22 protein-coding genes and 1 pseudogene are annotated in these 25,825 nt (G+C 54.3%); 21 read left to right on the forward strand and 2 right to left on the reverse strand.

Annotated features, from left to right (window positions below; translation table 11 throughout):
• Positions 1-4: 4 nt before the first annotated feature.
• From trbC to AQ981_RS23080, 20 genes are all read left to right on the forward strand, one after another.
• A complete protein-coding gene (gene trbC / locus AQ981_RS22995) occupies positions 5-622 on the forward strand; it encodes a type-F conjugative transfer system pilin assembly protein TrbC (RefSeq protein WP_058914096.1) in 618 nt (205 codons plus the stop codon).
• A complete protein-coding gene (gene traN / locus AQ981_RS23000) occupies positions 619-2,574 on the forward strand; it encodes a type-F conjugative transfer system mating-pair stabilization protein TraN (RefSeq protein WP_058914097.1) in 1,956 nt (651 codons plus the stop codon). Before trbC ends, traN begins: the two co-directional genes overlap by 4 nt.
• Before the next feature lie 19 nt (positions 2,575-2,593).
• The gene (locus AQ981_RS23005) at positions 2,594-2,917 is read left to right on the forward strand and encodes a hypothetical protein (RefSeq protein WP_058914098.1); all 324 of its coding nucleotides are present in this window, start codon (positions 2,594-2,596) and stop codon (positions 2,915-2,917) included.
• Between the two features lie 20 nt (positions 2,918-2,937).
• Positions 2,938-3,690, forward strand: coding sequence for a type-F conjugative transfer system pilin assembly protein TraF (gene traF / locus AQ981_RS23010; protein WP_058914099.1), 753 nt, complete (start codon positions 2,938-2,940; stop codon positions 3,688-3,690).
• 9 nt (positions 3,691-3,699) lie between these two features.
• Entirely contained in the window at positions 3,700-3,939 is a 240-nt protein-coding gene (gene traQ / locus AQ981_RS23015) for a type-F conjugative transfer system pilin chaperone TraQ (protein WP_058914100.1), read from the forward strand.
• Complete coding sequence (trbB, locus tag AQ981_RS23020) at positions 3,911-4,489, forward strand: type-F conjugative transfer system pilin assembly thiol-disulfide isomerase TrbB (protein WP_058914101.1); 579 nt, start codon at positions 3,911-3,913, stop codon at positions 4,487-4,489. Before traQ ends, trbB begins: the two co-directional genes overlap by 29 nt.
• The gene (gene traH, locus AQ981_RS23025) at positions 4,476-5,846 is read left to right on the forward strand and encodes a conjugal transfer pilus assembly protein TraH (RefSeq protein WP_058914102.1); all 1,371 of its coding nucleotides are present in this window, start codon (positions 4,476-4,478) and stop codon (positions 5,844-5,846) included. The genes trbB and traH overlap by 14 nt, the downstream gene beginning before the upstream one ends.
• On the forward strand, positions 5,846-8,674 hold the full coding sequence (traG, locus tag AQ981_RS23030; protein ID WP_058914103.1) for a conjugal transfer mating-pair stabilization protein TraG: 2,829 nt from the start codon (positions 5,846-5,848) through the stop codon (positions 8,672-8,674). Before traH ends, traG begins: the two co-directional genes overlap by 1 nt.
• A gap of 26 nt (positions 8,675-8,700) precedes the next feature.
• Positions 8,701-9,345, forward strand: coding sequence for a hypothetical protein (locus AQ981_RS27785; protein WP_154675977.1), 645 nt, complete (start codon positions 8,701-8,703; stop codon positions 9,343-9,345).
• Between the two features lie 54 nt (positions 9,346-9,399).
• On the forward strand, positions 9,400-10,068 hold the full coding sequence (locus AQ981_RS23035; RefSeq protein WP_058914104.1) for a tetratricopeptide repeat protein: 669 nt from the start codon (positions 9,400-9,402) through the stop codon (positions 10,066-10,068).
• Between the two features lie 240 nt (positions 10,069-10,308).
• The gene (traD, locus tag AQ981_RS23040; RefSeq protein ID WP_058914105.1) at positions 10,309-12,582 is read left to right on the forward strand and encodes a type IV conjugative transfer system coupling protein TraD; all 2,274 of its coding nucleotides are present in this window, start codon (positions 10,309-10,311) and stop codon (positions 12,580-12,582) included.
• Entirely contained in the window at positions 12,582-17,843 is a 5,262-nt protein-coding gene (gene traI, locus AQ981_RS23045; RefSeq protein ID WP_058914106.1) for a conjugative transfer relaxase/helicase TraI, read from the forward strand. Before traD ends, traI begins: the two co-directional genes overlap by 1 nt.
• Before the next feature lie 55 nt (positions 17,844-17,898).
• On the forward strand, positions 17,899-18,624 hold the full coding sequence (gene traX / locus AQ981_RS23050) for a type-F conjugative transfer system pilin acetylase TraX (RefSeq protein ID WP_058914107.1): 726 nt from the start codon (positions 17,899-17,901) through the stop codon (positions 18,622-18,624).
• Between the two features lie 147 nt (positions 18,625-18,771).
• Positions 18,772-19,362 (forward strand): fertility inhibition protein FinO, encoded by a 591-nt coding sequence (locus AQ981_RS23055; protein WP_058914108.1) that lies wholly within the window; start codon positions 18,772-18,774, stop codon positions 19,360-19,362.
• A gap of 187 nt (positions 19,363-19,549) precedes the next feature.
• Entirely contained in the window at positions 19,550-20,101 is a 552-nt protein-coding gene (locus tag AQ981_RS23060) for a phospholipase D family nuclease (RefSeq protein ID WP_058914119.1), read from the forward strand.
• Positions 20,102-20,233: 132 nt separating this feature from the next.
• The gene (gene repA / locus AQ981_RS23065) at positions 20,234-20,488 is read left to right on the forward strand and encodes a replication regulatory protein RepA (RefSeq protein ID WP_004098862.1); all 255 of its coding nucleotides are present in this window, start codon (positions 20,234-20,236) and stop codon (positions 20,486-20,488) included.
• 238 nt (positions 20,489-20,726) lie between these two features.
• The gene (tap, locus tag AQ981_RS26460) at positions 20,727-20,804 is read left to right on the forward strand and encodes a RepA leader peptide Tap (protein ID WP_020323529.1); all 78 of its coding nucleotides are present in this window, start codon (positions 20,727-20,729) and stop codon (positions 20,802-20,804) included.
• A complete protein-coding gene (gene repA, locus AQ981_RS23070; RefSeq protein ID WP_058914109.1) occupies positions 20,797-21,816 on the forward strand; it encodes a plasmid replication initiator RepA in 1,020 nt (339 codons plus the stop codon). The genes tap and repA (AQ981_RS23070) overlap by 8 nt, the downstream gene beginning before the upstream one ends.
• Positions 21,817-22,806: 990 nt before the next feature.
• Positions 22,807-23,481: an SOS response-associated peptidase gene (locus tag AQ981_RS23075; RefSeq protein ID WP_058914120.1), complete on the forward strand. Its 675-nt coding sequence runs from the start codon at positions 22,807-22,809 to the stop codon at positions 23,479-23,481.
• A gap of 147 nt (positions 23,482-23,628) precedes the next feature.
• Positions 23,629-23,910: a hypothetical protein gene (locus AQ981_RS23080; RefSeq protein WP_058914110.1), complete on the forward strand. Its 282-nt coding sequence runs from the start codon at positions 23,629-23,631 to the stop codon at positions 23,908-23,910.
• Positions 23,911-24,421: 511 nt separating this feature from the next.
• Here the strand turns inward: AQ981_RS23080 and AQ981_RS23090 are convergent.
• On the reverse strand, positions 24,422-24,901 hold the full coding sequence (locus AQ981_RS23090; RefSeq protein WP_058914112.1) for a hypothetical protein: 480 nt from the start codon (positions 24,899-24,901) through the stop codon (positions 24,422-24,424).
• 484 nt (positions 24,902-25,385) lie between these two features.
• Here AQ981_RS23090 and AQ981_RS27440 point away from each other — a divergent pair.
• A pseudogene (locus tag AQ981_RS27440) lies at positions 25,386-25,487 on the forward strand (phage integrase family protein); the annotation flags it as partial.
• A 143-nt stretch (positions 25,488-25,630) separates the two neighbouring features.
• Here AQ981_RS27440 and AQ981_RS23095 read toward each other — a convergent pair.
• Positions 25,631-25,825: Rpn family recombination-promoting nuclease/putative transposase (locus AQ981_RS23095; protein ID WP_121500720.1), on the reverse strand; the 195-nt coding region annotated here is incomplete at its 5' end.

Genomic DNA, 25,825 nt, shown 5'->3' on the forward strand with positions numbered 1-25,825 from the left:
TCCGATGAAATTTATCAATGCGATGATAGTGATGGCCTTACTGACCATGAAGGTGTGTGGGGCTGCTGGCCCGACAACCGAAGACAGAGCCTGGCTGAAACAGCAGGAGAACCTCAGCGAACAGCTGCGCCAGCATCCGGATAAACAGCTGCAGCAGGAGCTTGAGGCGCAAATCAGCCGCAATCCTCTGCCTAAATCTGATCGCCAGTTTATCGATAATCTTCTGAGCCAGCAGAAAGCGGCGAATCAGGAAAAGCCGGCAGAAGGGGCGCTGTATTTTGTCTCCTTCTCGATACCGGAAGAGGGGCTGAAGCGGATGCTGCACGAAACCCGCCAGTACGGTATTCCGGCGACGCTGCGGGGACTCATCAACAATGACATGAAGACCACCACTGACGCGGTGATGCAGCTGGTAAAGGACGGCGTCACCGACGGCGTTCAAATCGACCCGACGCTGTACTCACAGTACAACATCCGCAGTGTGCCGGCCCTGGTGGTACGGTGTCAGGCCGGTTATGACGTGGTACGTGGCAATATTCGCCTGAAACAGGCGCTGGAAAAGGTGTCGGCAACAGGAGACTGCGCACAGACGGCCCGACAGATGCTGGGGGCGCCGAAATGAAATCTCTCCCCATTATTCTGGCGCTGCACGCCTCTGTCCTCAGTGCCTTCATCTGGCTGGCATCACCGGCCTGTGCTGACAGCGGTACCGATTATAAAGCCGGGTCAGATTTTGCGAAGCAGGTGCAGGGCAGCGGGATTGACTCGCTGAAAAACTTCAGCGGCGAGCAAAACCTGCCCGGGTATACCGACAACCCGGACCAGACAAAATACTACGGTGGCGTCACCGCCAGCGGTGACAGCTCCCTGAAAGGCGACTCGGCCTCTGAGTTCAGCCAGGGCGATACCGGTAAGACCATTACGGAATCATTCCTGAACCGCCCGCCGGACCTTGTTTCGCCGGATGCGCCGTTCATTCAGGCAGCAAAGGATACGGAATCGAAAGCGGACACTATCGTCGGTGATACCGGACAGGCCTGCACGGCCCAGGTGGTTAACCGCAGCGAATTCACGAACCACACCTGCGAGCGTGACCTGCAGGTCGAGGAATTCTGTACGCGTGAGGCGACACTTCAGGACAATGCGACCACAGTGACAGAGCAGGTCACCACGAAGCAGGTGGTCACCCTGAGTCACAGCGCCGGCACCACGCAGTGGAAAGGGACCGTCAGAATGCCGGAAGGCGGCCGTCTGAAAAGTGTCTCACTGGACGGTGACAATATGGTTATCGCCTTCATCAGTCAGTGTGACAACGAAGGGGCGGTGCGGGACAGCTGTAAGCAGGCCATTAACGACCAGCTGACGTTTATGGACAAGTCGTTCCCGGTCAGTGTGGTTCAGTGGCCCCGGTCGCTGACGCTCTGCTCCGGCGGTCAGAACACGCACTGCAACACAACACGTTACGATGGCACCGGCAAAATTCATGAATCGTTTTCCGTCGACAAAACGGTCACCTCCGGCCAGGCCTTCAGTCTGACGAAATCCTCAAAAACGGTGCCCACCGTCAACGTCAAATCGGTCCAGGTCACGGTGACACTGGTGATGGACGTCACCCGGACAACCTATGCGCCGGCCGTGGTCTGGGTGGAAAGCTGCCCGTTCAGTAAGGATGAGGGAACCCGGGTCAGTGAAGAGTGTATCAGTCCGGGCGGAACAAAAAGCATCGTGGTTGACGGGAAAAACTGGTCATTCACGGAGGCCTGCTGGAAATACCGGGATACCTGGATGACACAGCCGGCGGATAACGGCACCTGTGAAAGCCTGATGAATAATGCGGCCTGTACCCTGTCTTCACGCCAGTGTGCCTTCGCCAGTGAGGGCGGGACCTGCCTTCATGAGTACGCCACGTTCTCCTGTGAAACCCGGACAAGTGGAAAGCAGATGATTTGTGGTGGAGATGTGTTCTGTCTCGATGGCGAATGTGAGAAGGCCACCTCCGGAAAGAACAATGATTTTGGTCAGGCGGTCTCCGAACTGGCGGCCCTGGCCGCTGCCGGTAAGGATGTGGCTGAACTGGACGGCGTGGACGTCAGGGCTTTCACCGGCAGTGCGAAATACTGCAAAAAATTCGCTGCCGGGTTCAGTAACTGCTGTAAGGACAGTGGCTGGGGCCAGGATGTGGGACTGGCCCGCTGCAGCGGTGAGGATAAAGCGCTGGCGAAAGCAAAAGCCGACAAGCTGACTGTCAGCATCGGTGAGTTCTGCTCTAAAAAAGTCCTCGGTATCTGCCTGGAGAAAAAACGCAGCTACTGTCAGTTCGATTCAAAACTGGCGCAGATAGTGCAGCAGCAGGGACGCAACGGTCAGCTGCATATCGGGTTTGGTGGGGCAAAAAGCCCGGACTGTCGGGGTATCAGCGTCGATGAACTTCAGCGCATTAACTTTGATCAGCTGGATTTCACGAACTTCATGGAGGATTTAATGAATAACCAGGCTATCCCTGAGAACGCAGAACTGACGGAAAAGACCAGAGCGCGCATTAAAGAACTTCTCACGCAGTCTTCAGCAAAATAACACCTCAACAGGAGCGTTCATGGAAGAGAGAAGCGGAGAGAGACTGACGATGATATTTGTCTCTGCCTTTGTCATTTTTCTGGTCTGTATCATGTCCTACAGCCTGTGGCGGGACCAAAAAATTAATGCGTTTATGCAAACCAACCGGGCCTGGGGCATTCAGTGCGACAAAGATTCGCAGTCTGCATGGGTTATCCGGGACGGGGAGCGGGTGGATTTAACGATAAATGATGTGCCTCTGTACTGCAGTGGTTATCGATTTGAAGTCAGGGATGACGCAGGAAACGATACGCAGCTCGATAAGTATACCGTCTATCAGCACCTGTCACGCCAGCAGCACTAACTCATCACAACAGGTATTCCATGCGAAAACTACACACCGTCATTCTGGCGGGGTGCCTTTGCGGCACCCTGTCGCCGGCTTTCGCCAAAGATGCGGGCTGGCAGTGGTACAACGAGAAGCGAAAAACCGCCGAACAGGAAAAGCCTCCGGCACCGGCCTCCCCCCCGGCCAGAATGGACATTCTGGAGAAGCTTTCCGCCCTGCAGGCGGCCACAAAACGCTCGCTGTATGAAGCCATTCTGTATCCCTCATCTGAGAATTTCGTGAAGTATTTCCGCCTGCAGAACTACTGGACGCAGCAGGCAGGCCTGTTCTCGATGAGCGCGAAGAAAGCCATGCTGGAAAACCCGGAGCTCGATTACAACCTGCAGTACAGCCACTACAACGGCACCGTGAAAAACCAGCTGGCTGCCGACTATGCCGAACAGCGGCAGGCCATTGCCACGCTCGCACAGCACTATGGTGTGATGTTTTTTTACCGGGGCGGGGAGGCCATCGATGGCCAGCTGGTCCAGGTGATCCAGAACTTCCGGGAAACCTACGGCCTGAGCGTGATACCGGTCTCCGTCGACGGTGTCATTAACCCCATGCTGCCTGACAGCCGGGTGGACCAGGGGCAGGCACAACAGCTCGGCGTGAAGTTCTTCCCCGCGATGATGCTGGTCAACCCGAAAAGCGGTCAGGTGAAGCCCCTCAGTTACGGGTTTATCAGCCAGGACGACCTGGCGAAACAGTTCCTCTATGTCTCCAGTGATTTCAGACCCAATTTTTAAGGAGAGTTTATGCGAAAGATTCGTTTTCCCGATTTAGATATCACGGGGATGTGGGTGCTGGCGGTGGGCGTGTTTTTCCACCTGATAGCCAGGCTGGTCAGAAAACAACCCGAGATGGCGGTTCAGGCCGCTGAAATCCTGGGATTAGGCATGGTCATCTGTGGAGGATACCGCATTCTCAATGCCCTGATTGCCGACGCTGATAAAGAGGAGAAAGCCCGTGAGAAACAGCCTGAAGAACACAACTAAAACAGCTGCAACAATGGCGACCTTACTCCTGGCCCTCTCCGGCATGGCGCGCGCGGGCACGCTTGATGAAGTGAAGTCGCTCTGGAACCCGCAAGGCATTTCAGTGGGGGCATCAGCCTCCCGGCATGATGATGCGCCCCGGGCTGTGACGCCGGCTCCTCAGCCCCGCTGGTTCCGGCTCAGCAACGGCAGGCAGGTGGACCTGCGTGACTGGAAGGTGGTGCTGTTCATGCAGGGAAAATGCCCGTACTGCCACAAGTTTGACCCGGTCCTGAAGCAGCTGGCCGGACAGCATGGCTTCTCTGTCTTTCCTTATACCATCGACGGGCAGGGCGATGAGGCGTTCCCGGAGGCGCTGCCGGTGCCGCCGGATGTGATGCAGACCTTTTTCCCGAACATCCCGGTCGCCACGCCGACGACGTTTCTGGTTAACGTGCACACGCTGGCGGCGTACCCGGTTCTGCAGGGTGCCACGGATGCGCAGGGCTTTATGGCCAGAATGGATACGGTATTTCAGATGATGGAGGCACCGAACAATGGACAAGGTTAAGAAGACGGCACTGGCGAGTGGGTTTCTGCTGGGCATGTCGTTTTCAGCAGTAGCTGACGTCAACGGCGACATGAACAACTTCTTCAACCGGCTGGGGTTCGCGTCCAATACCAGCCAGCCGCAGGTCTGGCAGGGGCAGGCGGCGGGCTACGCCTCCGGCGGTTCGCTGTATGCCAGAACGCAGGTGAAAACCATCCAGCTGGTCAGCATGACCCTGCCGGATATTAACGCCGGCTGCGGCGGCATCGATGCGTACCTGGGCTCATTCAGCTTCATTAACAGCGAGCAGCTGCAGCGCTTCGGCAAGCAAATCATGTCCAACGCCGCGGGCTACTTCTTCGATCTCGCCCTGCAGACCACGGTACCCGAAATCAAAACTGCCAAGGACTTCCTGCAGAAGATGGCCAGCGACATCAACAGCATGAACCTCAGCTCCTGCCAGGCCGCGCAGGGCATTGTGGGCGGTCTGTTCCCCCGCACTCAGGTGGCACAGCAGAAGGTCTGCCAGGACATCGCCGGGGAGAGCAATATCTTTGCCGACTGGGCGGCATCGCGCCAGGGCTGTTCGGTCGGCGGGCAGATGGGCAAGGTGCAGGATAAAGCCAGCGACAAGGACAAGGAGCGCGTCATGAAAAACATCAACGTCATGTGGAACGCGCTCTCCAAAAACCGGCTCTTTGACGGCAATAAGGAACTCAAGGAATTCGTCATGACCCTGACCGGCACACTGGTTTTTGGTGAGAACAGTGAAATCACCCCGCTGCCGGCACGCACGACGGACCAGGATCTGATTAAGGCCATGATGGAAGGGGGAACGGCCAGAATTTACCACTGCAATGATTCAGAGAAGTGCCTGAAGGTCGTGGCAGATGCCTCCGTGACCATCTCCACTGACAAGGCGCTCAAGAACCAGATTTCAGCGCTGCTGAGCAGTATCCAGAATAAGGCGGTAGCAGACCAGGCGCTCACCGAGATGGAGAAAGGCTTTATCTCCAGCACCACCATTCCGGTATTCAAATATCTGGTCGACCCGCAGATGCTGGGCGTGTCTAACACCCTGATTTATCAGCTGACGGACTATATCGGCTACGACATTCTGCTGCAGTACATCCAGGAGCTGATACAGCAGGCCCGGGCCATGATCGCCACAGGCAACTACCCCCAGGCGACAATGGATTTAATTCTGGAAAATCTGAACCAGGCGAGTGTGCAGATTGCCGCTTTCCAGTCCCGGGTGCAGGTTCAGCAGGATGCCCTGCTGGTTGTCGACCGGCAGATGAGCTACATGCGCCAGCAGGTATCCGCCCGCATGATGACCCGCTACCAGAATAACTACCATTTCGGAGGGAGTCTCTGATGACGCCACTTGAAATCTACACCATCGCCGGAGGCGACTGGCTCCGGGGCAATCTCAATGCCATTGCCGCCTTCATGAATACCGGCACCTGGACATCTATCGAGAAAATGTGCATCGCATTTTCAGTGCTGATTGTGGGTATCAGCTGGGTGAAAAAACACAACGTCATGGACCTCATTGGCTGGGTCTTCTCCCTGACGCTGGTCTCCATGCTGGTCGTTGTCCGCACGCCTGTGCAGATAATTGACTACAGTAACGTGGCCCAGGTCTACAAAGTGGATAATGTCCCGATTGGCCTGGCGATTCCCGCCTCGCTGACCACGCGCGTCGGGAATGCCCTCGTCCAGAGCTATGAGATGATTTTCTCTCTACCGGACAGCGTAACGTACAGTAAAACCGGCATGTTATTTGGCGGTAATCTGGTCGCCAAAAGCACGGACTTTATTTCACAGAACCCGGAAATCACCACGCTGTTCTCCGACTATGTGCAGAACTGTGTGATGGGCGATATTTTCCTTAACCACAAGTACACCTTTGAGGAACTGCTGAACTCGGCCGATCCCTATACCCTGATATTTTCCAACCCGAGCCCGCTACGGGGTGTATTTGATAAAAATAATACATTTCAGACTTGCCTGGACGCGTCCCGTGATTTGAAGTCAGCGCTGGCGCTGGACTCCCAGACCGGCGGAAAAACATGGAGCTACTATGTACGCCAGCTGTTTGGTGGCAAACCGAATCCGGATCTGCTGTTCAGTCAGATGATTGGCGACAGTTACAGCTATTTCTACAGTTCAGGTCAGAATGCCGGGCAGATTATCCGCCAGAACGTCACCATGAATGCGTTGCGTAACGGTATCCAGAGCTATGCTTCCCGCAGTGGTGACACCGCCAGTCTGGTCAATATCGCAAATACCTCTTCGCTGGAGAAACAGCGTCTGGCGCAGGCAACCATGGGGCATCAGGCTTTGCGTTCATTACCCATGATGCAGACGGTAATTCTGGGCATCATGATTGGGATGTTCCCGGTGATGGTGATGGCCGCGATGTTTAATATGATGACCCTCCAGGTGCTGAAAGGGTACATGTTCGCCCTGATATGGCTGCAGTCATGGCCGCTACTTTATGCCATCCTGAACAGTGCGATGGCCTACTATGCGAAACAGAACGGTGTGCCGGTGGTCCTGTCTGAACTCTCTCAGGTGCAGCTGAAAAACTCGGATATTGCGACCACAGCAGGGTATATATCGATGATGATCCCCCCGCTCAGCTGGGCGATGGTGAAAAGCATGGGGGCCGGATTCTCCAGTGCCTACAGCCACTTTGCCTCTTCCGGCCTCAGTTCGACGTCGCAGGCCGCTTCCGGTGTGGTGGACGGGAACTATTCCTTTGCCAATATGCAGATGGAGAACGTCAGCGGCTACAGCTGGGGTACCAACAGCTCGACCAGCTTCGGACAAATGTCGCGTCAGTTGGCGAACGGCGGAATGAGTACGCAGACAAGAGATGGTTCAATGGTCTGGGATACTGGTGGTGCAATGTCGAAACTTCCAGTAGACATCAATGTCGGCCGACAGATCGCCAGTGCACAGCAGCAAATGGCCAGAGAGTCGGATGTGCAGGCTGAAAGTGCATTGCATGGCTATAACAGCAGCGTGACGAGCGCCTGGAACAGCCTGAAGCAGTTTGGTACGAATATGGGGACCAGTTCTTCCATGACTTCCGGAGCCGACAACACGGAATCCTCTCAGGATTCAATGGCCAGAAGCAAAATGTGGAATGCTGTAGATTCGTATGCGAAGGCAAATCATATTAATAGGGAGCAAGCCTTTAACGAACTGATGGATAAATCAGTTCGTGGTGATGTTTCAGGAGAGGTGTATGGAAGTGTAAAAGCTAGTGGAGGTTTTAACGTTTTTGGAACAGGGGCGACAGCAGAAGCTGGAGGAAAACTCTCAATGAGAGGTACGGGAAGTTCTGGTTCACAGGATAGCGTTAGTGAGTCTGGCCGTAGTTCTGACAGTAATAATCATGATTCCAGTGCTCAGTCAGTAAAAGACTTCAAAGAATCATCTGATTACTTTACCAGCCGTAAAAACACCAGTTCCGGTAATACTACAGATAATAATGCCAGCTCGCGTGTTGACCAATTTGCGGCATCGCTCTCCAGTGCCAAGAACAGTTATGACCAGTACACGAACAGTCGGACACGTAGTCATGAATACAGTGAGATGGCTTCTCGTACTGAAAGCATGAGTGGTCAAATGAGTGAAAACCTGACTCAGCAGTTTGCAAACTTTGTTCAGCAGCGCGTGCCACAGAATGCAGAAGCTATTCTGACCAACACCAGTTCCCCTGAAGTCGCGGCGCAACGTGAAGCCCTGGCGCGTGAGTTCGTCAAATCCCAGGTTGAACCTAAGATTGATGTGGCCTATCAACAAAGTCGCGAAAACATTGGTCAGAATATGTCCGGGGTATCAGGTGGTGATGACCGTGGCTCGGTAATGGCTGACTATGGACGTAATACCCATAGTATCGAGGCCATGACACGAGATGCGGGGATTAAAAATAACGTGGAGCAGACTGTTGATTCCATGATATCTCAGAATAAACGAAATCATCATGAAACGCAGCAGCGTATACAGCAGCAAGGTAATGAAGTGCAAAATCAGCATACAGATCTAGAAAGTACCCATAAATCAGAGGGAAATAAAATGGAAAAAGAATATAATAGCAAAAAGGAAAATCAGGAGTTAATTCCCGGGGCAGATACGAGGAATGAGTTAACGAAAAAAGCTCTGGATTTTCAGGAGAAACATAAGCGTTAAGGATAGAATTTTTAGGAGGGTGTAGGATGAAACCAATTTTTATGTTGTTAATGATATATATCTCATGCACATTATATGATTATCCTACACCTGTGATTGTTTTTTTTGTGCTTATAACTGCCTTATGGCTTGGGGTATTTAAGTATGTGCTTTATGAAACAAGCAGGAAGTCTAACCTCCTGAACTTAACCGATGGAAGGGGGGCTAAGGATATGGTTATTGTTTTTATTTGTTGTATGGTTAACCCTGTATTTTGCTTGATTTCCATTCTTTTATATCAACCATATATTTTGAGCAAGCGTCTGCAACTCTATCCTAAAGTAAAGGGAAGAATTAAAGGAGGCTCAGGTCATAATTTACGACATTCAAAATTCAAATCTTCATCATTTGATTCGGGAAGCCCTAACTTTAATTCAGATATGAGGGGCGCAGGAAATGATAAGATACTTTCTTTTCCTACGGTAAACATTCCAGGTTCTGAAAATTACGAAAGTCATGATACTCATGCGTTTGATACCACATACGATTCAGGCTCTGAAGTTTATTTTTGTAATGAATCTAACTTTAATAATAGTTCGTGTGATATTAATCCAGCGAGTGGTTTGCCAATGACTGGTGGTGTTGATGTTTACGGAGATCCTTTTGGTGTAAATAGTCACGATAGTTATTGAAAGAATAAAGGTGAATGTAATGAATGTGATCCTATGTTTAAATGGTGAGAAAAAATGAAAAAAAACAGCTTCCTTGTTTTTATTTTGTTTCTTTTGGTTATGCGTGTTGAAGCAAGTGATGATTATTACGCTAAAATTAAGAAAGATGCAGCAGCAGGAGATTCTCACGCACAATTTGTTTTAGGTAGAATGTATCTTACGATTTCAGGTGACTATGATAAGGCTATTTTTTGGCTGGGTAAGGCTGCAAATCAAGGTAATTCTGAAGCTCAAGTAGATATGGGAGCTTTTTATTATTATGGCAAGGGTGTCAAAAAAAACCTAAAAAAAGCTGAGGAATGGTACGTTAAAGCGTCCCGGAATGGTAATCCGGTTGCGCAAAATAACTTAGCGATGATGTATTCAACCTCAGGTTCAAGTGATGGGAATTGTGCTAAAATACTCGAGCTTCTAAATAAGTCTGCAAGTAAAGATTATGATTTGGCATATCTTAATCTCGGAAACCATTATAGTAAAGGGCGCTGTGTAGAGCGCGATATGAAAAAGGCTCTAGATTGGTGGGAAAAGGCTGCAGCTAAAGGAAATGGTCAGGCTGAATTCAATCTATATATTTCGTATTATAATGGGGTTGGTGTACACATGAACCAAAGTATGGCCGGTGATTATTTGAGGAAGTCTTGCTCACATGGTTATACGGAGGCATGCAACGTCATCAATAATTAACTAAAAGATTTATATGCCTTCATCCCACTACCTAGCTAACCGGATATCTAAGTCCGGCTAGCTAATGTTACAGCCTTTACTCCCCCTTTTTTTTACAAAGCTAACGGTGAGCTGGTGTGCAATTTATTTGTGCGCCAGTGAGGCGTTGCCGCCAGGGGCGGAATGATTTAATAACATTTGTCGGATATTTTCCTGATATCCGGCATATCTTCCTCAATGGTTCTTTGACGGATTATTGCCATGAGTTTTAATGCCAAAGATATGACGCAGGGCGGTCAGATCGCGAATATGCGTTTCCGCATGTTTGGTCAGATTGCCAATATTATGCTCTATGTTCTATTTATTTTGTTCTGGGTATTATGTGGACTGCTGCTGATGTACCGCCTCAGCTGGCAAACCTTCGTCAACGGCTGTGTTTACTGGTGGTGTACGACGCTGGGGCCGCTGCGGGAAATTATGCGCTCTCAGCCCGTCTATACCATTCAGTATTATGGCCAGTCGCTGGAATTTACTGCAGAACAAATCCTGACGGATAAATACACGGTCTGGTGCGGCGAGCAGCTGTGGACCGGGTTTGTCTTCTCCGGGATGGTGGCCCTGATTGTTTGTGTCGTGACGTTCTTTGTCGCCAGCTGGGTGCTCGGTCGTCAGGGTAAACAGCAGAGTGAGGATGAGAATACCGGCGGGCGCCAGTTGTCCGACAAGCCTAAAGAAGTGGCCCGTCAGATGAAACGTGACGGGATGGCCTCGGATATTAAAATTGGCGACCTGCCAATACTGCTGAACTCCGAAATCCAGAACTTCTGTCTCCACGGTACCGTGGGCTCCGGTAAATCTGAAGTTATCCGCCGTCTGCTGAACTACGTGCGCGCCCGGGGCGATATGGCCATTATCTACGACCGCTCCTGCGAATTCGTCAAAAGCTATTACGACCCGTCGCGCGATAAAATCCTCAACCCGCTGGATTCGCGCTGTGCGGCCTGGGACCTCTGGCGTGAATGCATTTCGTTACCTGATTTTGATAACGTCTCCAACACCCTGATCCCGATGGGCACCAAAGAGGACCCGTTCTGGCAGGGCTCCGGTCGCACCATCTTTGCGGAAGGGGCCTACCTGATGCGGGAGGACAAGGACCGCAGCTACGAGAAGCTGGTCGATACCATGCTTTCCATCAAAATCGACAAGCTGCGTGCCTATCTGCAGAACACCCCGGCGGCGAACCTGGTGGAAGAGAAAATTGAGAAAACCGCCATCAGTATCCGTGCGGTGCTGACCAACTACGTCAAGGCCATCCGTTACCTGCAGGGGATTGAGAAGAACGGCGAGCCATTTACCATCCGCGACTGGATGCGGGGCGTCAGAGAAGACCAGCCCAATGGCTGGCTGTTTATTTCTTCGAACGCTGACACCCATGCTTCCCTGAAGCCGGTTATATCCATGTGGCTGTCAATTGCTATCCGGGGGCTACTGGCGATGGGGGAGAACCGTAACCGGCGCGTGTGGATTTTCGCAGACGAACTGCCCACGCTGCACAAGCTGCCTGACCTGGTCGAAATTCTGCCGGAAGCGCGTAAATTCGGCGGCTGCTACGTGTTTGGTATTCAGTCCTACGCCCAGCTGGAAGACATCTATGGCGTGAAACCCGCCGCCACGCTGTTCGACGTCATGAACACCCGGGCCTTCTTCCGTTCCCCGAGTAAAGAGATTGCGGAATTTGCCGCCGGTGAAATCGGTGAGAAAGAAATTCTCAAGGCCAGCGAGCAGTATTCCTACGGTGCGGACCCGGTACGTGACGGGGTATCGACCGGGAAAGAAAAAGAGCGTGAAACCCTGGTCAGCTACTCCGATATTCAGACGCTGCCGGACCTCTCCTGCTACGTCACGCTGCCCGGGCCGTATCCGGCCGTGAAGCTGGCCCTCAAGTACAAGCCGCGTCCGAAAATTGCCGAGGGATTTATTCAGCGCCGACTCGATACGCGTGTTGACGCCCGACTCAATGCGCTGCTTGAGGCCCGGGAGGCAGAAGGCAGCCTGGCACGGGCGCTGTTCACACCCGACCCGCCGGAGCCTGAGAAGGCTGAAGAAGAAAAGACCGTCGATGAGCAGCCCGAACAGACACCGCCTGCTCCAGTGAACGCGCCGTCGGTGGCAAAGACGTCTGCAGCAGAAAAAACCGTTAAGTCGCCTGAAACAGCACCGCCGGTGGTACCGGTCGCGCGGGTCACGACCGTTCCTTTAATCCGGACTAAAGCCGCCGCCGCTACCGCTGCTGCCGGCGCGACAGCACACACAGGAGGCACGGAGCAGGAGCTGGCACAACAGTCTGCAGAGACGGGACAGGAGATGATGCCGGCCGGCATGAACGAAGAGGGTGAAATCGAAGACATGGCGGCGTATGACGCCTGGCTGGAGAGTGAGCAGACCCAGCGGGATATGCAGCGACGCGAAGAGGTCAATATCAACCACAGCCGTCGCGATGAACCGGATGATATTGAGATTGGAGGGAACTTCTGATGATGTCGATTGGGTCCGTTAAATCGGCGGGCAGCGCCGGAAATTACTACACCGACAAGGATAATTATTACGTCATCGGCAGTCTGGAGGAACGCTGGCAGGGGAAGGGGGCGGAAGCGCTGGGGCTGGACGGAAAAGCGGTCGACAAAGCCGTGTTCACTGAACTACTGAAAGGGAAGCTGCCGGATGGCAGCGACCTGACCCGCATGCAGGACGGAGAGAACAAACATCGTCCGGGCTATGACCTGACGTTCTCGGCCCCTAAAAGCGTGTCTGTGATGGCGATGCTGGGTGGTGATAAACGCCTTATCGATGCCCACAACCAGGCAGTGACAGAAGCCATCAGGCAGGTCGAAACGCTGGCGGCGACCCGTGTCATGACGGACGGGAAAAGCGAAACCGTCCTGACCGGCAATCTGATTGTGGCGAAATTCAACCACGATACGAACCGTAATCAGGAGCCGCAGCTGCACACCCATGCCGTTGTTATTAATGCCACGCAGAACGGGGACAAGTGGCAGTCTCTCGGCACCGATACGGTTGGTAAAACGGGCTTTATCGAGAATGTGTACGCAAATCAGATAGCCTTCGGGAAGCTTTACCGGGAAGCATTAAAACCCCTGGTAGAAAAGCTCGGGTATGCAACCGAAGTCGTGGGAAAGCACGGCATGTGGGAGATGAAGGACGTGCCGGTCGAGCCGTTTTCCACGCGCAGTCAGGAACTCAGGGAAGCGGCAGGACCCGATGCGTCGCTCAAATCCCGGGATGTGGCCGCGCTCGATACCCGTAAGTCGAAGGAAGCCATCGACCCGGCCGAGAAGATGGTGGAGTGGATGAACACGCTGAAGGAGACCGGCTTCGACATCCGTGGCTACCGTGAAGCCGCTGATGTGCGTGCAGCAGAGCTGGCCCGGGCGCCTGCAGCCCCGGTGAAATCCGACGGGCCGGATATTACGGACGTGGTGACAAAAGCCATCGCCGGTCTCAGTGACCGCAAGGTGCAGTTTACGTATGCCGATCTGCTGGCACGCACGGTCGGCCAGCTGGAGGCAAAGCCCGGCGTCTTTGAACTGGCCAGAACGGGCATTGATGCGGCCATCGAGCGCGAGCAGCTTATCCCGCTTGACCGGGAAAAGGGTCTGTTTACTTCAAATATCCACGTCCTCGATGAGCTCTCTGTGAAAGCCCTGAGCCATGAGGTTCAGCGCCAGAACCACGTCTCCGTCACACAGGCTGCGGGTCTGGTGCGCGAAAAACCCTTCAGCGATGCGGTCAGCGTGCTGGCACAGGACCGCCCGGCAATGGGGATTGTCGCCGGTCAGGGCGGCGCGGCAGGCCAGCGGGAGCGGGTGGCCGAGCTGACGATGATGGCCCGGGAGCAGGGGCGTGACGTGCATATCCTCGCCGCAGATAACCGCTCCCGGGAGTTTCTTGCCGGGGATGCACGACTGGCCGGCGAGACGGTGACCGGTAAATCCGCCCTGCAGGACGGGACGGCCTTTATTCCGGGCGGGACCTTAATTGTCGACCAGGCCGAGAAGCTGAGCCTGAAAGAGACGATTTCCCTGCTCGATGGCGCCATGCGCCATAACGTGCAGGTTCTGCTCTCCGACAGCGGCAAGCGCAGCGGAACCGGGAGCGCGCTGACGGTCCTGAAAGACAGCGGCGTCAATACATACCGGTGGCAGGGCGGCAGGCAGGCGACGGCAGACATCATCAGCGAGCCGGACAAGCGTGCGCGCTACAGCCTTCTGGCACAGGAGTTCGCCGCCAGCGTGCGTGAAGGGCAGGAGAGCGTGGCGCAAATCAGCGGCACGCGTGAGCAGAATGTCCTGAACAACGTTATCCGCGACACCCTCAAAAATGAGGGGGCGCTCGGCAACCGGGACATGACGGTGACCGCCCTGACGCCAGTGTGGCTGGACAGCAAGAGCCGGGGCGTGCGGGACTACTACCGCGAGGGCATGGTCATGGAGCGATGGGACCCGGAGGCGCGCAGCCATGACCGCTTTGTGATTGACCGGGTGACGGCCAGCAGCAACATGCTGACCCTGAAGGACCGTGAGGGCGGGCGTCTGGACCTGAAGGTCTCCGCCGTCGACAGTCAGTGGACGCTGTTCCGGGCCGATAAGCTGCCGGTGGCAGAGGGGGAGCGTCTGGCGGTGCTCGGGAAAATCCCCGACACGCGCCTGAAGGGCGGCGAGAGCGTCACGGTGCTGAAAGCGGAGGCCGGACAACTGACGGTTCAGCGTCCGGGGCAGAAAACCACGCAGACGCTTCCTGTCGGCAGCAGCCCGTTTGACGGCATCAAGGTCGGGCACGGCTGGGTGGAGAGTCCCGGCCGGTCAGTCAGCGAGACCGCGACCGTCTTTGCCTCGGTCACGCAGCGTGAGCTGGATAACGCCACGCTCAACCAGCTGGCGCAGAGCGGAAGCCATATCCGGCTGTACTCCGCACAGGATGAAGCCCGCACCACAGAGAAGCTGGCGCGTCACACCGCGTTCAGCGTGGTCTCAGAGCAGCTGAAGGCACGCTCGGGAGAAACAGACCTGGAGGTGGCCATCGCACAGCAGAAAGCCGGACTGCATACCCCGGCAGAACAGGCTATTCATCTTTCCATCCCGTTGCTGGAAAGTAACAGTCTGACCTTCACGCGGCCGCAGCTGCTGGCTACGGCGCTGGAAACCGGCGGCGGTAAGGTTCCCGTGGGGGACATTGAGGTAACCATTCAGGCGCAGGTTAAGGCCGGCAGTCTGCTGAACGTTCCGGTGGCCCCCGGCCACGGCAGCGACCTGCTGATTTCCCGTCAGACCTGGGATGCGGAGAAAAGCATCCTGACCCGGGTACTGGAAGGCAAGGACGCGGTGGCACCCCTGATGGACCGCGTGCCGGGCAGCCTGATGACGGACCTGACCGCCGGGCAGCGGGCGGCGACCCGGATGATACTGGAGACCCCGGACCGGTTTACGGTGGTTCAGGGGTATGCCGGGGTGGGAAAAACGACCCAGTTCCGGGCGGTGATGAGCGCCATCAGCCTGTTGCCGGAAGAGACCCGCCCGCGCGTCATCGGTCTGGGACCGACACACCGCGCCGTGGGCGAGATGCAGAGTGCCGGTGTGGACGCGCAGACGACCGCCTCATTCCTGCATGACACGCAGCTGCAGCAGCGCAACGGTCAGACGCCGGATTTCAGCAACACACTTTTCCTGCTCGATGAGAGCTCAATGGTCGGACTGTCAGACACCGCGAAGGCGCTTTCCCTGATTGCGGCCGGGGGAGGCCGGGCGGTACTGAGCGGGGATACTGATCAGCTGCAGTCCATCTCGCCGGGCCAGCCGTTCAGGCTGATGCAGCAGCGCAGCGCCGCTGATGTCGCCATCATGAAAGAGATTGTGCGTCAGGTGCCGGAACTGCGACCGGCGGTCTACAGCCTGATTGACCGGGACGTACACAGCGCACTGTCCACAATTGAACAGGTCACGCCGGCGCAGGTACCGAGAAAAGAGGGGGCCTGGGTACCGGAAAACTCGGTCACAGAATTCACGCCGGCACAGGAAAAAGCGATACAGGAGGCTCAGAAGCAGGGCGTGGAGGTACCACCCGGCCAGCCCGCCACGCTGTATGAGGCAATCGTGAAAGACTACACCGGGCGCACCCCCGCGGCGCAGGCGAATACGCTCATTATCACGCATCTGAACGCAGACCGCCGTGCACTGAACTCACTCATCCATGATGCCCGGGTACAGAATGGCGAGGTCAGTAAAGAGGAGGTGACCCTGCCGGTACTCGTCACGAGCAACATCCGTGACGGTGAGTTGCGCAAGCTGTCCACTTGGTCAGAGCATCAGGGAGCCGTGGCCCTTCTTGATAACACGTATCAGCGCATTGAGCGCGTCGATAAGGAGAACCAGCTCATCACCCTGAAGGACCGCGAGGGGAACACCCGTCTTCTCTCTCCCCGGGAGGCCTCAGCGGAGGGCGTCACGCTGTATCGCGAGGAGACCCTCACCGTGTCACAGGGCGACCGGATGCGCTTCAGCAAAAGCGACCCGGAACGCGGCTATGTGGCCAACAGCGTGTGGGAGGTGAAATCCGTATCAGGTGACAGTGTCACGCTTTCTGACGGTAAAACCACCCGAACACTGAGCCCGAAGGCGGATGAGGCGCAGCGTCACATTGACCTCGCCTACGCCATCACTGCGCACGGTGCGCAGGGGGCCAGCGAACCTTTCGCCATCGCGCTGGAGGGCGTGGAAGGCAGCCGGAAAGCCATGGTCAACTTTGAGTCGGCCTATGTGGCGTTGTCGCGCATGAAACAGCACGCGCAGGTCTACACCGACAACCGGGAGGGCTGGACCACGGCAGTCAGCCGTTCTCAGGAAAAGGCCAGCGCACATGATGTGCTCGAACCGCAGAACGCACGGGCCGTTAAAAACGCCGAAATGCTGTATGGCCGGGCGCAGTCGCTGGAAGAGACGGCTGCAGGCCGGGCTGCCCTGCAACAGTCCGGCCTGGCGAAAGGGGTATCACCGGGCAAATTCATTTCTCCCGGTAAAAAGTATCCGCAGCCTCATGTGGCGCTGCCGGCATTCGATAAAAACGGGAAAGAAGCTGGCATCTGGCTCAGCCCGCTGACGGACAGGGACGGCCGGCTGGAGGCCATCGGTGGTGAGGGGCGGATTATGGGGGACGAGACGGCCCGGTTCGTGGCGCTGCAGAACAGCCGGAACGGCGAAAGTCTGCTGGCCGGGAATATGGGAGAAGGCGTCAGGCTGGCCCGGGACAACCCGGACACCGGCGTGGTGGTCAGGCTGGCGGGGGATGACCGGCCCTGGAACCCGGGAGCCATTACCGGGGGGCGCGTGTGGGCAGATCCTCTGCCGAATCTTCCCCTGCCAGACACGAGTGCGGATATCCCGTTACCCCCGGATGTTCTGGCACAGCGCGCCGCAGAAGAGGCACAGCGCAGGGAGATGGAAAGACAGACGGAGCAGGCGACCCGGGAAGTGGCCGGGGAGTCGCGTAAAGCCGGAGAGCCGGAGGACCGGGTGAAAGAGGTTATCGGGGACGTCATTCGCGGTCTGGAAAGAGACAGACCGGGTGAGGACAGAACGGTTGTGCCGGACGACCCGCAGACCCGGCGTCAGGAAGCCGCGATACAGCAGGTGGTCTCAGAGAGTCTGCAGCGAGAGCGCCTGCAGCAGATGGAGCGGGACATGGTGCGCGACCTGAACCGTGAGAAAACGCTCGGGGGCGACTGACGTGCCTGCAGCATTTGTCAGGCACAGCAATATCAGGGATAAAAAGGAACTAACGATGACAACACATGCAATACGCCTCAGCACCGCTGACCGCTGGCTGCAGGGATTACTGACCTGGACGCCGGGTCAGACCGATATCATCAAGACCGTGGCACTGGTGCTGATGGTTATTGACCACACCGGACTCCTTCTGGCAGATAACAACGAGCTAATGCGCCTCCTGGGAAGAGGCTGTTTTCCGCTGTTTGGCCTCGCCTGGGGAATGAATCTGGCCCGGCACGCGGATATCCGCCAGTCGCAGCTGAACAGCCTGTGGGGCTGGGCGCTGGTCGCCCAGGTGCCGTTCATGCTCATCGGGTATCCGTGGTACGCGGGGAATATCCTGTTCGCCTTTGCCGTCACCGGTCAGGCGCTGCGGTGGTTCAGCCTGCCGTTCTGGCGTTACACCTTCGCCGCCATGGCCATCGTTGCCGCCTGGATACCGTTCTCCTGTGGCAGCTACGGCATGGCCGGGGTGGCGATGCTCACCGTCAGCTGGCTGCTCTGCCGTGCACAGACTTCGCGGGAGCGACTCGGATGCGGGGTGTTGTGGGCCGTGATGGTGTTACTGATGAACCCGAATGACGCCGGAGAATCACTGGCCGGGCTGGCCATCGCGCTTCTCGTATTGATGGTGTGCTCATCTGCCGGGGAAAGTGTGAAACGGTTCTGGCCACGACAGTTCTTTGTGCTGTTTTATGCCGTGCACCTGGCCGTGCTGGGGATAGTGGTGTCGATGTGAAAAAATCCCGGATGGACTCCGGGAACGACAGACTGTCCATATGCGTTACAAACGGAACCACGCGCCCGGTCTCTCAGGAAAAGGAAAGGGCGGCGCCGTTCAGGTATAGTAGTTTTTAACCTCTGAACTGAAAAATAGGCAATTGTGATGGCAGAAGAAAAACGTCCGGTGCTGAGCCTGAAACGAAAACCCGCAGCAGACAGTACCGGGCAGGATAGCCCGGGGTTACCCGGCGTGGTTCGTCGCAGAAAAGTCGTGGTGGTGTCCACGCCACCCGCCTGGAAGGTAAAGAAAGAGAAGCTTGAACAGGCGAAACAGGCTGCGGAAGCCGTTGCACACCAGGCGGTACCCGAACCGGTCAAAGCGGCAAAGGCTCCGCCTCCGGTGCGTTATCTTCGTCTGCTGCCACCGGAGCAGGCCATTATGACCCTGAAGGCGTTCTGGCCGCAGCTGTTTGACGGTCACTCGCCACGCCTGCTGGCCACGGGGATGCGTGAACAACTGTTTGCCGATATCGTAGCGCGCGACCTGCCGCTGTCGCATAAACAGGTGATTAAGTGCCTGAAAAGCCTGACCCGGTCTGCGGGCTATCTGTCCCGGATGCGGGAGGGAGCCTCCCGGTATGACCTGCAGGGAAATGTGGTGGCCACCGTCACGGCAGAAGAAGCGAGATACGCCGGTGAACGCATGATGAAAGAACTGTTGCGGGCCGAACGAAAGATGAGCCAGACCGTTTAATCCTTTTCCATTCGATTTTCAGAACGCTGTCCACCATACCGGCGACGGACCCGTCTGCTACTGGTTCCGTCATGCCATAAAACCTGACGCCTCCGCATGGCGTCGTTGTCCAACCCCGGAGACGAGGAAAAACCAGTTTCCCCCGCCCCCGGCGTTTCTCCAAAACAGTGAAGGAAATACTGTGAAAATCAACCGTACTCTCCGCAGATGGTGTCTGCCCGGGCTGGTCAGTCTGAGCCTGTACGCCCCCTTACCGGCTGTTTATGCCGCGAACATCGAGGCCGGGTTTTCTCCGGAAGGAACTGCCCTGCAGCTGGTTCTGAAAACCATCACGACGGCACAACAGGAAATCCGGCTGATGGGTTATTCTTTTACGTCTCCGGATGTGGCCGGCGCGCTGGTCAGAGCCAGGCAGCGGGGCGTGGATGTGAAGGTGGTTCTGGACCACAAAGCCAATACCGGTGAGCGCAACAAGGCCAGCCGGGCCGCCATGAATCTGCTGGTCAGCGCAGGAATTCCTGTCCGGACGGTAGATACCTACAAGATCCTGCACGACAAAGTGATCATCGCTGACAGGCGTAATACCGAGGTCGGTTCGTTCAACTTCAGTCGCGCCGCCGATCGTGCCAATTCAGAGAATGTGCTCGTCATATGGGATGACTCTGCCGTTGCTCAACGCTATCTGCAACACTGGTCATCCCGCTGGTCGAAGGGAACGGACTGGAAACAGACGTACTGATACCGCCTTAAATGATCCCCGGACGTAAACCGTGCGCCAACGCGGGTTACGTCCATAAAGTAAGTCGCTGATTTAAGATATCTGTAGTATTCTCTGCGAACGATCCTTTTTTAGATCCTTGAGGAGGCAGAGATGTCGCAGATTGATAATGCAGTAACTTCCTCTTCGAAACCCAAAAGGCCTTACCGTAAGGGGCAACCTTTATCAGTAAGCGAGCGAAAATTGCGCTCTGTATCCAGAAAAAGGGATACGCATAAAGCCGTTACTGTGTTCATACAGAATGCTAAAAAGGCGATGCTGGACGATCTTTGCTCGAAATCCAATATGACTCAGGCAGAAATCATTGAGTTACTAATTGAGCGAGAATCAGAGCAACGGAACAAATAGCAACAAGTCACAATTATTGCTAATAATTAATCCAAGTGCTAGATTACTGATCGTTTAGCAAATTTTGATGGTGGGCCACGCCGTAAGGTGGCAGGGAACTGGTTCTGATGAGGTGTCTACCCGGGACCAGAAAAGCAAAAACCCCGATAATCTTCACCTAGTTTGGCGACTGAAGAAGATTAACGGGGCCTACTTAAACTGTATAGAAGCTGTTGCTCTATGCAGGGAGTATAGTTTTATGCTCAGAAAAGTTCAATACCTGTTTCTGTGCCATTTACTCCTTCCGTGCAACATAAGCGCGGGAAGGTGTGACTGAACAGCACAATCCGCAACACTGGAGTCAGCTGGATACGGAAGAACAGATCCGTTTCTGGCAGGGCATTGATGATGGTCACGTCGGGTCTTTTCTGGTTTCTCCGGAGAAGAAACGTACCCGTCGCCGTCGCGGTGAACACTCTACTAAACCCAAATGCGAAAACCCGTCCTGGTTCCGGCCGTCTCACTATAAGGCGCTGGGTGGCCAGCTGGGGCACGCCTATAACCGTCTGGTGGAAAAAGATCCGGCCACGGGTCAGTGCAGACTTCGCATGCACATGTCACTGCATCCTTTATACGTCCGGGAACGGCAGCGCGCGGGGCGCAGATATGCTTTTCGCCCGGAAAAACAACGTCTTCTCGATGCGCTCTGGCCGGTACTGGTCAGCTTCTGCGATGCCGGTAAACACACGGTAGGAATGAGTGTGTCCAGACTGGCCAGAGAACTCAGCCCGAAAGATGCCCGGGGGGAAGTGATTTCCGGTACGGAAGTCACGGTACGCCGGATTTCGGCATTAATTGCCGAGCAGGTCCGCTTTGGTGTACTTGGCGTATCAGAAGAAACCCTGTGGGACAGGGAATCACGGAAGCGACTGCCTAAATACGTCTGGATCACGCCCGTTGGCTGGAAAATGCTGGGTGTTGATTTAATGAAGCTGCAGGAGCAGCAGCTGAAAAAACTACGTGAATGCGAGGAACGTCAGGCGCTCATTAAAGAGGGGCTGTTAGGCGAGCATGAGGAGATTTCTGTTCTCAGGGCGCGTAAACGCTGGTATGAGCAGCGCAGTCGTGAAGCCCTGCAGTATCGCCGTGCAAAAGGCGCTGCACGTAAGCGTGCAAACCGCCTGGCCAGAATGCCCCGGGACCGTCAGGTTTATGAAATGACCTGCTGGCTGAAGAAGACGCTGCCGGCAGACGAGCTCTATGGTTATTCCGCAGACAAACTTGAGCAGCTGGCAGTGCGGCACCTGTACCAGCTGGAGCTGTCACTGAACCCTTCTCCGCCTCATTAGTCAGGCAAACGACAATTTGCTTAAAAAACAGCCCCTCCGGGGCTTTTTGTGCTGGTTTTTTTCAGCCATTTTGCCCACTTCAGTCCTGTCCTGCCAGGATTTCCCCTTTTTTATGGTGATGCGGCCCTCATGATGGCCATAGCACGCACGTGGCTGAAGCGTTATCCACATAAATCCGCAAACAGATAACAGCAGCATCCCGGAAACAGATAACCGGAAACCCGCAAAACAGTCTTAAACCAGTTATTAATCCCCTGCATAACAAGTTGCAGGGAGATCCTTTGTCTTTGCCTGTATTGTGGATAAAGCGACAAGGCCTTCGCTTACAGCGGCCGCAAGCGTCCACGTCGCTCAGAACAGAAATACCTCCCGCCGCCAGGCGTCGGGCCTGTCAGACAAAGAGGAAATATTAGTTACAACATTCGGGTAAATCCCCGAAGAACCGCGCCAGTGCTGTCCTCAGCTCAGGACAACAGAGACAAAATAGTATGCAAACCTCACCTCCCACCATCGAGCACCGCTGACGCTTCAATAAAACCAGCGACCACCTGACCGCCACTGAAAAGCGCCCCCTCCCCCGGCCTCCGGCCGGGGAAAGACGTCGCTATAAATGACGGATGTTGTAACTAGATTTCGTGGTTGCTGTGGGCCGTGTTGCTTTAAGTTCAGGCATACACGCTCGTAAGCGGCCCTCACGGTCCGCTAACGCGGAGATACGCCCCGACCGCGGCTGACGCCTTGTCGGGACCACTCCGACCGCGTACAGAAGCATCTGTGGCGTTTTTAACGGGTATAGCTTTGCAGGGCGGGGGATGGGACAGGCAGAACCTGTCAAAACAGCAACCGGCTACGCCGGGCAACGGCGCCATTTTGCTTACGGTTCTCCGTGCAACTACAGTTGGCGCCTCCATGCCGCAAAGCGGCATCCTGACCCCCGGCTCCACATCGATCACATCTTCTATACTTTCAGTCTGGCCACTGGAGGTAATCATGTGCGGACGTTTTTCTCAGTCAATGACGCGGGAAGAGTATCTTTCTCTCCTCGGCGATGAAGTTGATCGAAATATTGCCTATGACCCTGAACCAATCGGTCGCTATAACGTCGCCCCGGGTACCAGGGTATTACTGCTGAGCGAACGCGACGAACAGCTGCAGCTCGATCCGGTTCACTGGGGTTACGCGCCAGGGTGGTGGGATAAACCGTCATTGATTAATGCACGGGTTGAGACCGCAGCCAGCAGCAGGATGTTTAAACCTCTGTGGCAGCACGGTCGGGCGATCTGCTTTGCCGATGGCTGGTTTGAATGGAAGCGTGAAGGAGACAAGAAGCAGCCCTATTTCATCCACCGTAAAGACGGCCAGCCAATCTTCATGGCCGCGATCGGAAGTACTCCGTTTGAGCGTGGTGATGAGGCGGAAGGGTTTCTGATTGTCACGGTCGAAGCTGATAAGGGCCTTGTTGACATACATGATCGGCGGCCGCTTGTCCTGGTGCCGGAGGCCGCCCGGGAGTGGATGAGACAGGATGTGTCTGGTAAGGAAGCTGAAGAACTTGCTGCTGATGGAGCTGTGTCAGCTAATCATTTCACATGGCATCCTGTAACGCGCGCTGTTGGTAATGTGAAGAATCAGGGACCTGAGCTCATCGAGCCTGTTGGCGGATGAGAAGTCGGCGGCTGAGCAGTATTAGGGGTCAGTTTGCATATAGAGAATAATTGTACGTTTAGCACGTTATTTGACCATGCCACCCCATAACGGATTGATTTAGTACCAGTAGCTAAACCTTAGACTAATTTCCGGAAGGCATAAGCCATGCACATCATCGTTGAAAAACAGAAAGTTCATACACATAAGAAAAGTATCCGACGCGATGATTTGAAGGGGCGAATTTACTTCATTCAGTTCGACGGACGAGTTTGCGTTACGGCATCCTCAGAGCATCAGGCAATAGTTCGTGAGGTACTGGGTGAACCTGACAGCCGCGAATTTCAACATTTATCCTCATACTGGTGCTGGAATGAAGTGAATGCAGTGAGGCTGGTCGACATTCTGGATAAACTTGCCACTGCGGGTGTACAGAAAAGCTCTTTATAAAGGATATAACCGGCATTCTAGTGCCGGCTGGTTTTGTCAGGCATGGCCCAGTTTAAAAAGATACGCTGGAAAGCAGCCAGGATCTATCTTTCAGGGCTACTTTGAAAGAAAAACCACTGTCGATGTTTACAATACTCCGAGGTTAACGGAACAACTGAATTTCAGTGATGGCCCTGTGAGATGTTGACAGTAATCGGCCTTCTCCTGTGGATAAATAACCAGAAACCAGATGAGGAAAAGTGAAATTGATGAGAGACAAAAAACGCCGCATCTAATGTAAAACTGATTGTAATCACTGATTGTGGTTTTTTTTAAATAGTGTACCGCTATCACAGAAATGAAAGCTCCGGCCATGAAGCAAACCAGCGCTATTAATAAATGCCATACCGGATCCATACTTGTTTCTCCTTTTTCCTGACCTTATGTATTTAAATAACGGAAGCGTTATTCAGACGTTCTGGTCAATCCCGTTCTGATTAAGTTAATCACTAATGCTCAATATACGAATCACTTACTTCAACTTGCTTATTTCACTGCTAATAAACTGAATGAAAAGTCTAACTTCATTGCTTTTCATTGTTTCGAACTGTGCTTCGAAATCACCCTTGTACATTTTGAGTATTCTATCAGTCACAAAATCTGAGGCTCTCCTCTTCATATCACTATATTGTTCATAAGCTTTTTTACTGGCTTCGGCATCTAACAACATACAAAGTTGATACAAAGCCTGCTCACTACTTGAGAAAAGTGTTGGGACATAAAACTGTACATTACTTATACCACTACCTTCCCCATTAGCTATGGCATTCTTGATATCTTTATAAAAAACTTCTATAAATTCATTAGTTAATTTTAATAACTTATCGCGCTTCCATTCATTACGAGATTTATCACGATTGATGTTGTTTATCCACAGGTTGATTCCTGCCGAAATAATCACTCCAGCAAATGCAATGAGAGCAGACCAAATTAGTATCATATCCTTATCCATTATAACCCCTCATTAAAACCTGTTGTCTCCGTTACATAGTTTTATCAGGTTATTTCCCCCCGGTCTTCCAGCTCCTGATCCGGCACCTGCTTAAACTATCTCTGATTATTCGTCACCAGTACCGCGCCGGACTGCCCGGCTGTCGCCGGGTCGTGTCGTTCGGGCCTGTCGATCATGCTTAGAATGATTTCTTGCCAATATTTTAAACATCATATCAGATATGATTGTTTTATAAATTAGAAATATCATATTAAGTATGATTTTGTAATATTGAATTAATTATCATATCAATTACCGGTTTTCCGCCGCGCAGATCCGAAAAAAGGTAGTTCCGGATCTTCTGAAACCACCCCGCCGCTCACCGGCCCGGCAACACAAGATGTAGCGGTGTTATCAGCTGATAATGACGCTATATGTTGTGTCCCTCTCCTGCCTCGTGATCGCCTGCTCACCACCGGAAATAAGCGCTTTGCTTATTCTCTCGGTCTACACGAAGGTGTTTGTACTCGATGTGGCGGCTCGCCACCGCGTCCAGTTCCAGATGCCGGGGACCGAGGCGGTGGCGATGCTGAAAGTTGGGGGTTAACTGCTACAGGCTGACGCGCCGGAGGCTTGTCCAACCCCTCGTCTGTCCAGAAGCGAGTTCTAAACTGACAAGGGGTTCAGAATGAAAGGCCGAAGAGGTACTTGCCTCATCCGGGCCGTAAACGCGTTCTCAGGAGAGATGAATCAGTGGCGGATCTGCGCCAGGTCGTCTTCGGTCAGGCCGGTCATTTTCATCACAGTGCTACGGTCAATTCCGTTCTGTAGCATGGTACGGGCAACTTCCAGCTTGCCTTCCAGCTTGCCTTCATTGAGACCTTCCTGCCTGCCTAGCTGGATACCCTTCTCAATACCTTTTTGCTCGAGCTGTTGTGCGATGGT

This window comes from Entomohabitans teleogrylli (genome assembly GCF_001484765.1).
GTDB lineage: Bacteria > Pseudomonadota > Gammaproteobacteria > Enterobacterales > Enterobacteriaceae > Entomohabitans > Entomohabitans teleogrylli.

Bases quoted from the DNA above. Each gene is read 5' to 3' on its own strand.
- AQ981_RS23005 (WP_058914098.1), top strand. From the start codon at position 2,594: ATGGAAGAGAGAAGCGGAGAGAGACTGACGATGATATTTGTCTCTGCC.
- trbC (WP_058914096.1), top strand. From the start codon at position 5: ATGAAATTTATCAATGCGATGATAGTGATGGCCTTACTGACCATGAAG.
- AQ981_RS23075 (WP_058914120.1), top strand. From the start codon at position 22,807: ATGTGCGGACGTTTTTCTCAGTCAATGACGCGGGAAGAGTATCTTTCT.
- traH (WP_058914102.1), top strand. From the start codon at position 4,476: ATGGACAAGGTTAAGAAGACGGCACTGGCGAGTGGGTTTCTGCTGGGC.
- AQ981_RS27785 (WP_154675977.1), top strand. From the start codon at position 8,701: ATGAAACCAATTTTTATGTTGTTAATGATATATATCTCATGCACATTA.
- traG (WP_058914103.1), top strand. From the start codon at position 5,846: ATGACGCCACTTGAAATCTACACCATCGCCGGAGGCGACTGGCTCCGG.
- traQ (WP_058914100.1), top strand. From the start codon at position 3,700: ATGCGAAAGATTCGTTTTCCCGATTTAGATATCACGGGGATGTGGGTG.
- AQ981_RS23055 (WP_058914108.1), top strand. From the start codon at position 18,772: ATGGCAGAAGAAAAACGTCCGGTGCTGAGCCTGAAACGAAAACCCGCA.
- traD (WP_058914105.1), top strand. From the start codon at position 10,309: ATGAGTTTTAATGCCAAAGATATGACGCAGGGCGGTCAGATCGCGAAT.
- AQ981_RS23035 (WP_058914104.1), top strand. From the start codon at position 9,400: ATGAAAAAAAACAGCTTCCTTGTTTTTATTTTGTTTCTTTTGGTTATG.
- AQ981_RS23090 (WP_058914112.1), bottom strand. From the start codon at position 24,901: ATGGATAAGGATATGATACTAATTTGGTCTGCTCTCATTGCATTTGCT.
- tap (WP_020323529.1), top strand. From the start codon at position 20,727: ATGCTCAGAAAAGTTCAATACCTGTTTCTGTGCCATTTACTCCTTCCG.
- traN (WP_058914097.1), top strand. From the start codon at position 619: ATGAAATCTCTCCCCATTATTCTGGCGCTGCACGCCTCTGTCCTCAGT.
- repA (WP_004098862.1), top strand. From the start codon at position 20,234: ATGTCGCAGATTGATAATGCAGTAACTTCCTCTTCGAAACCCAAAAGG.
- AQ981_RS23080 (WP_058914110.1), top strand. From the start codon at position 23,629: ATGCACATCATCGTTGAAAAACAGAAAGTTCATACACATAAGAAAAGT.
- traX (WP_058914107.1), top strand. From the start codon at position 17,899: ATGACAACACATGCAATACGCCTCAGCACCGCTGACCGCTGGCTGCAG.
- traF (WP_058914099.1), top strand. From the start codon at position 2,938: ATGCGAAAACTACACACCGTCATTCTGGCGGGGTGCCTTTGCGGCACC.
- traI (WP_058914106.1), top strand. From the start codon at position 12,582: ATGATGTCGATTGGGTCCGTTAAATCGGCGGGCAGCGCCGGAAATTAC.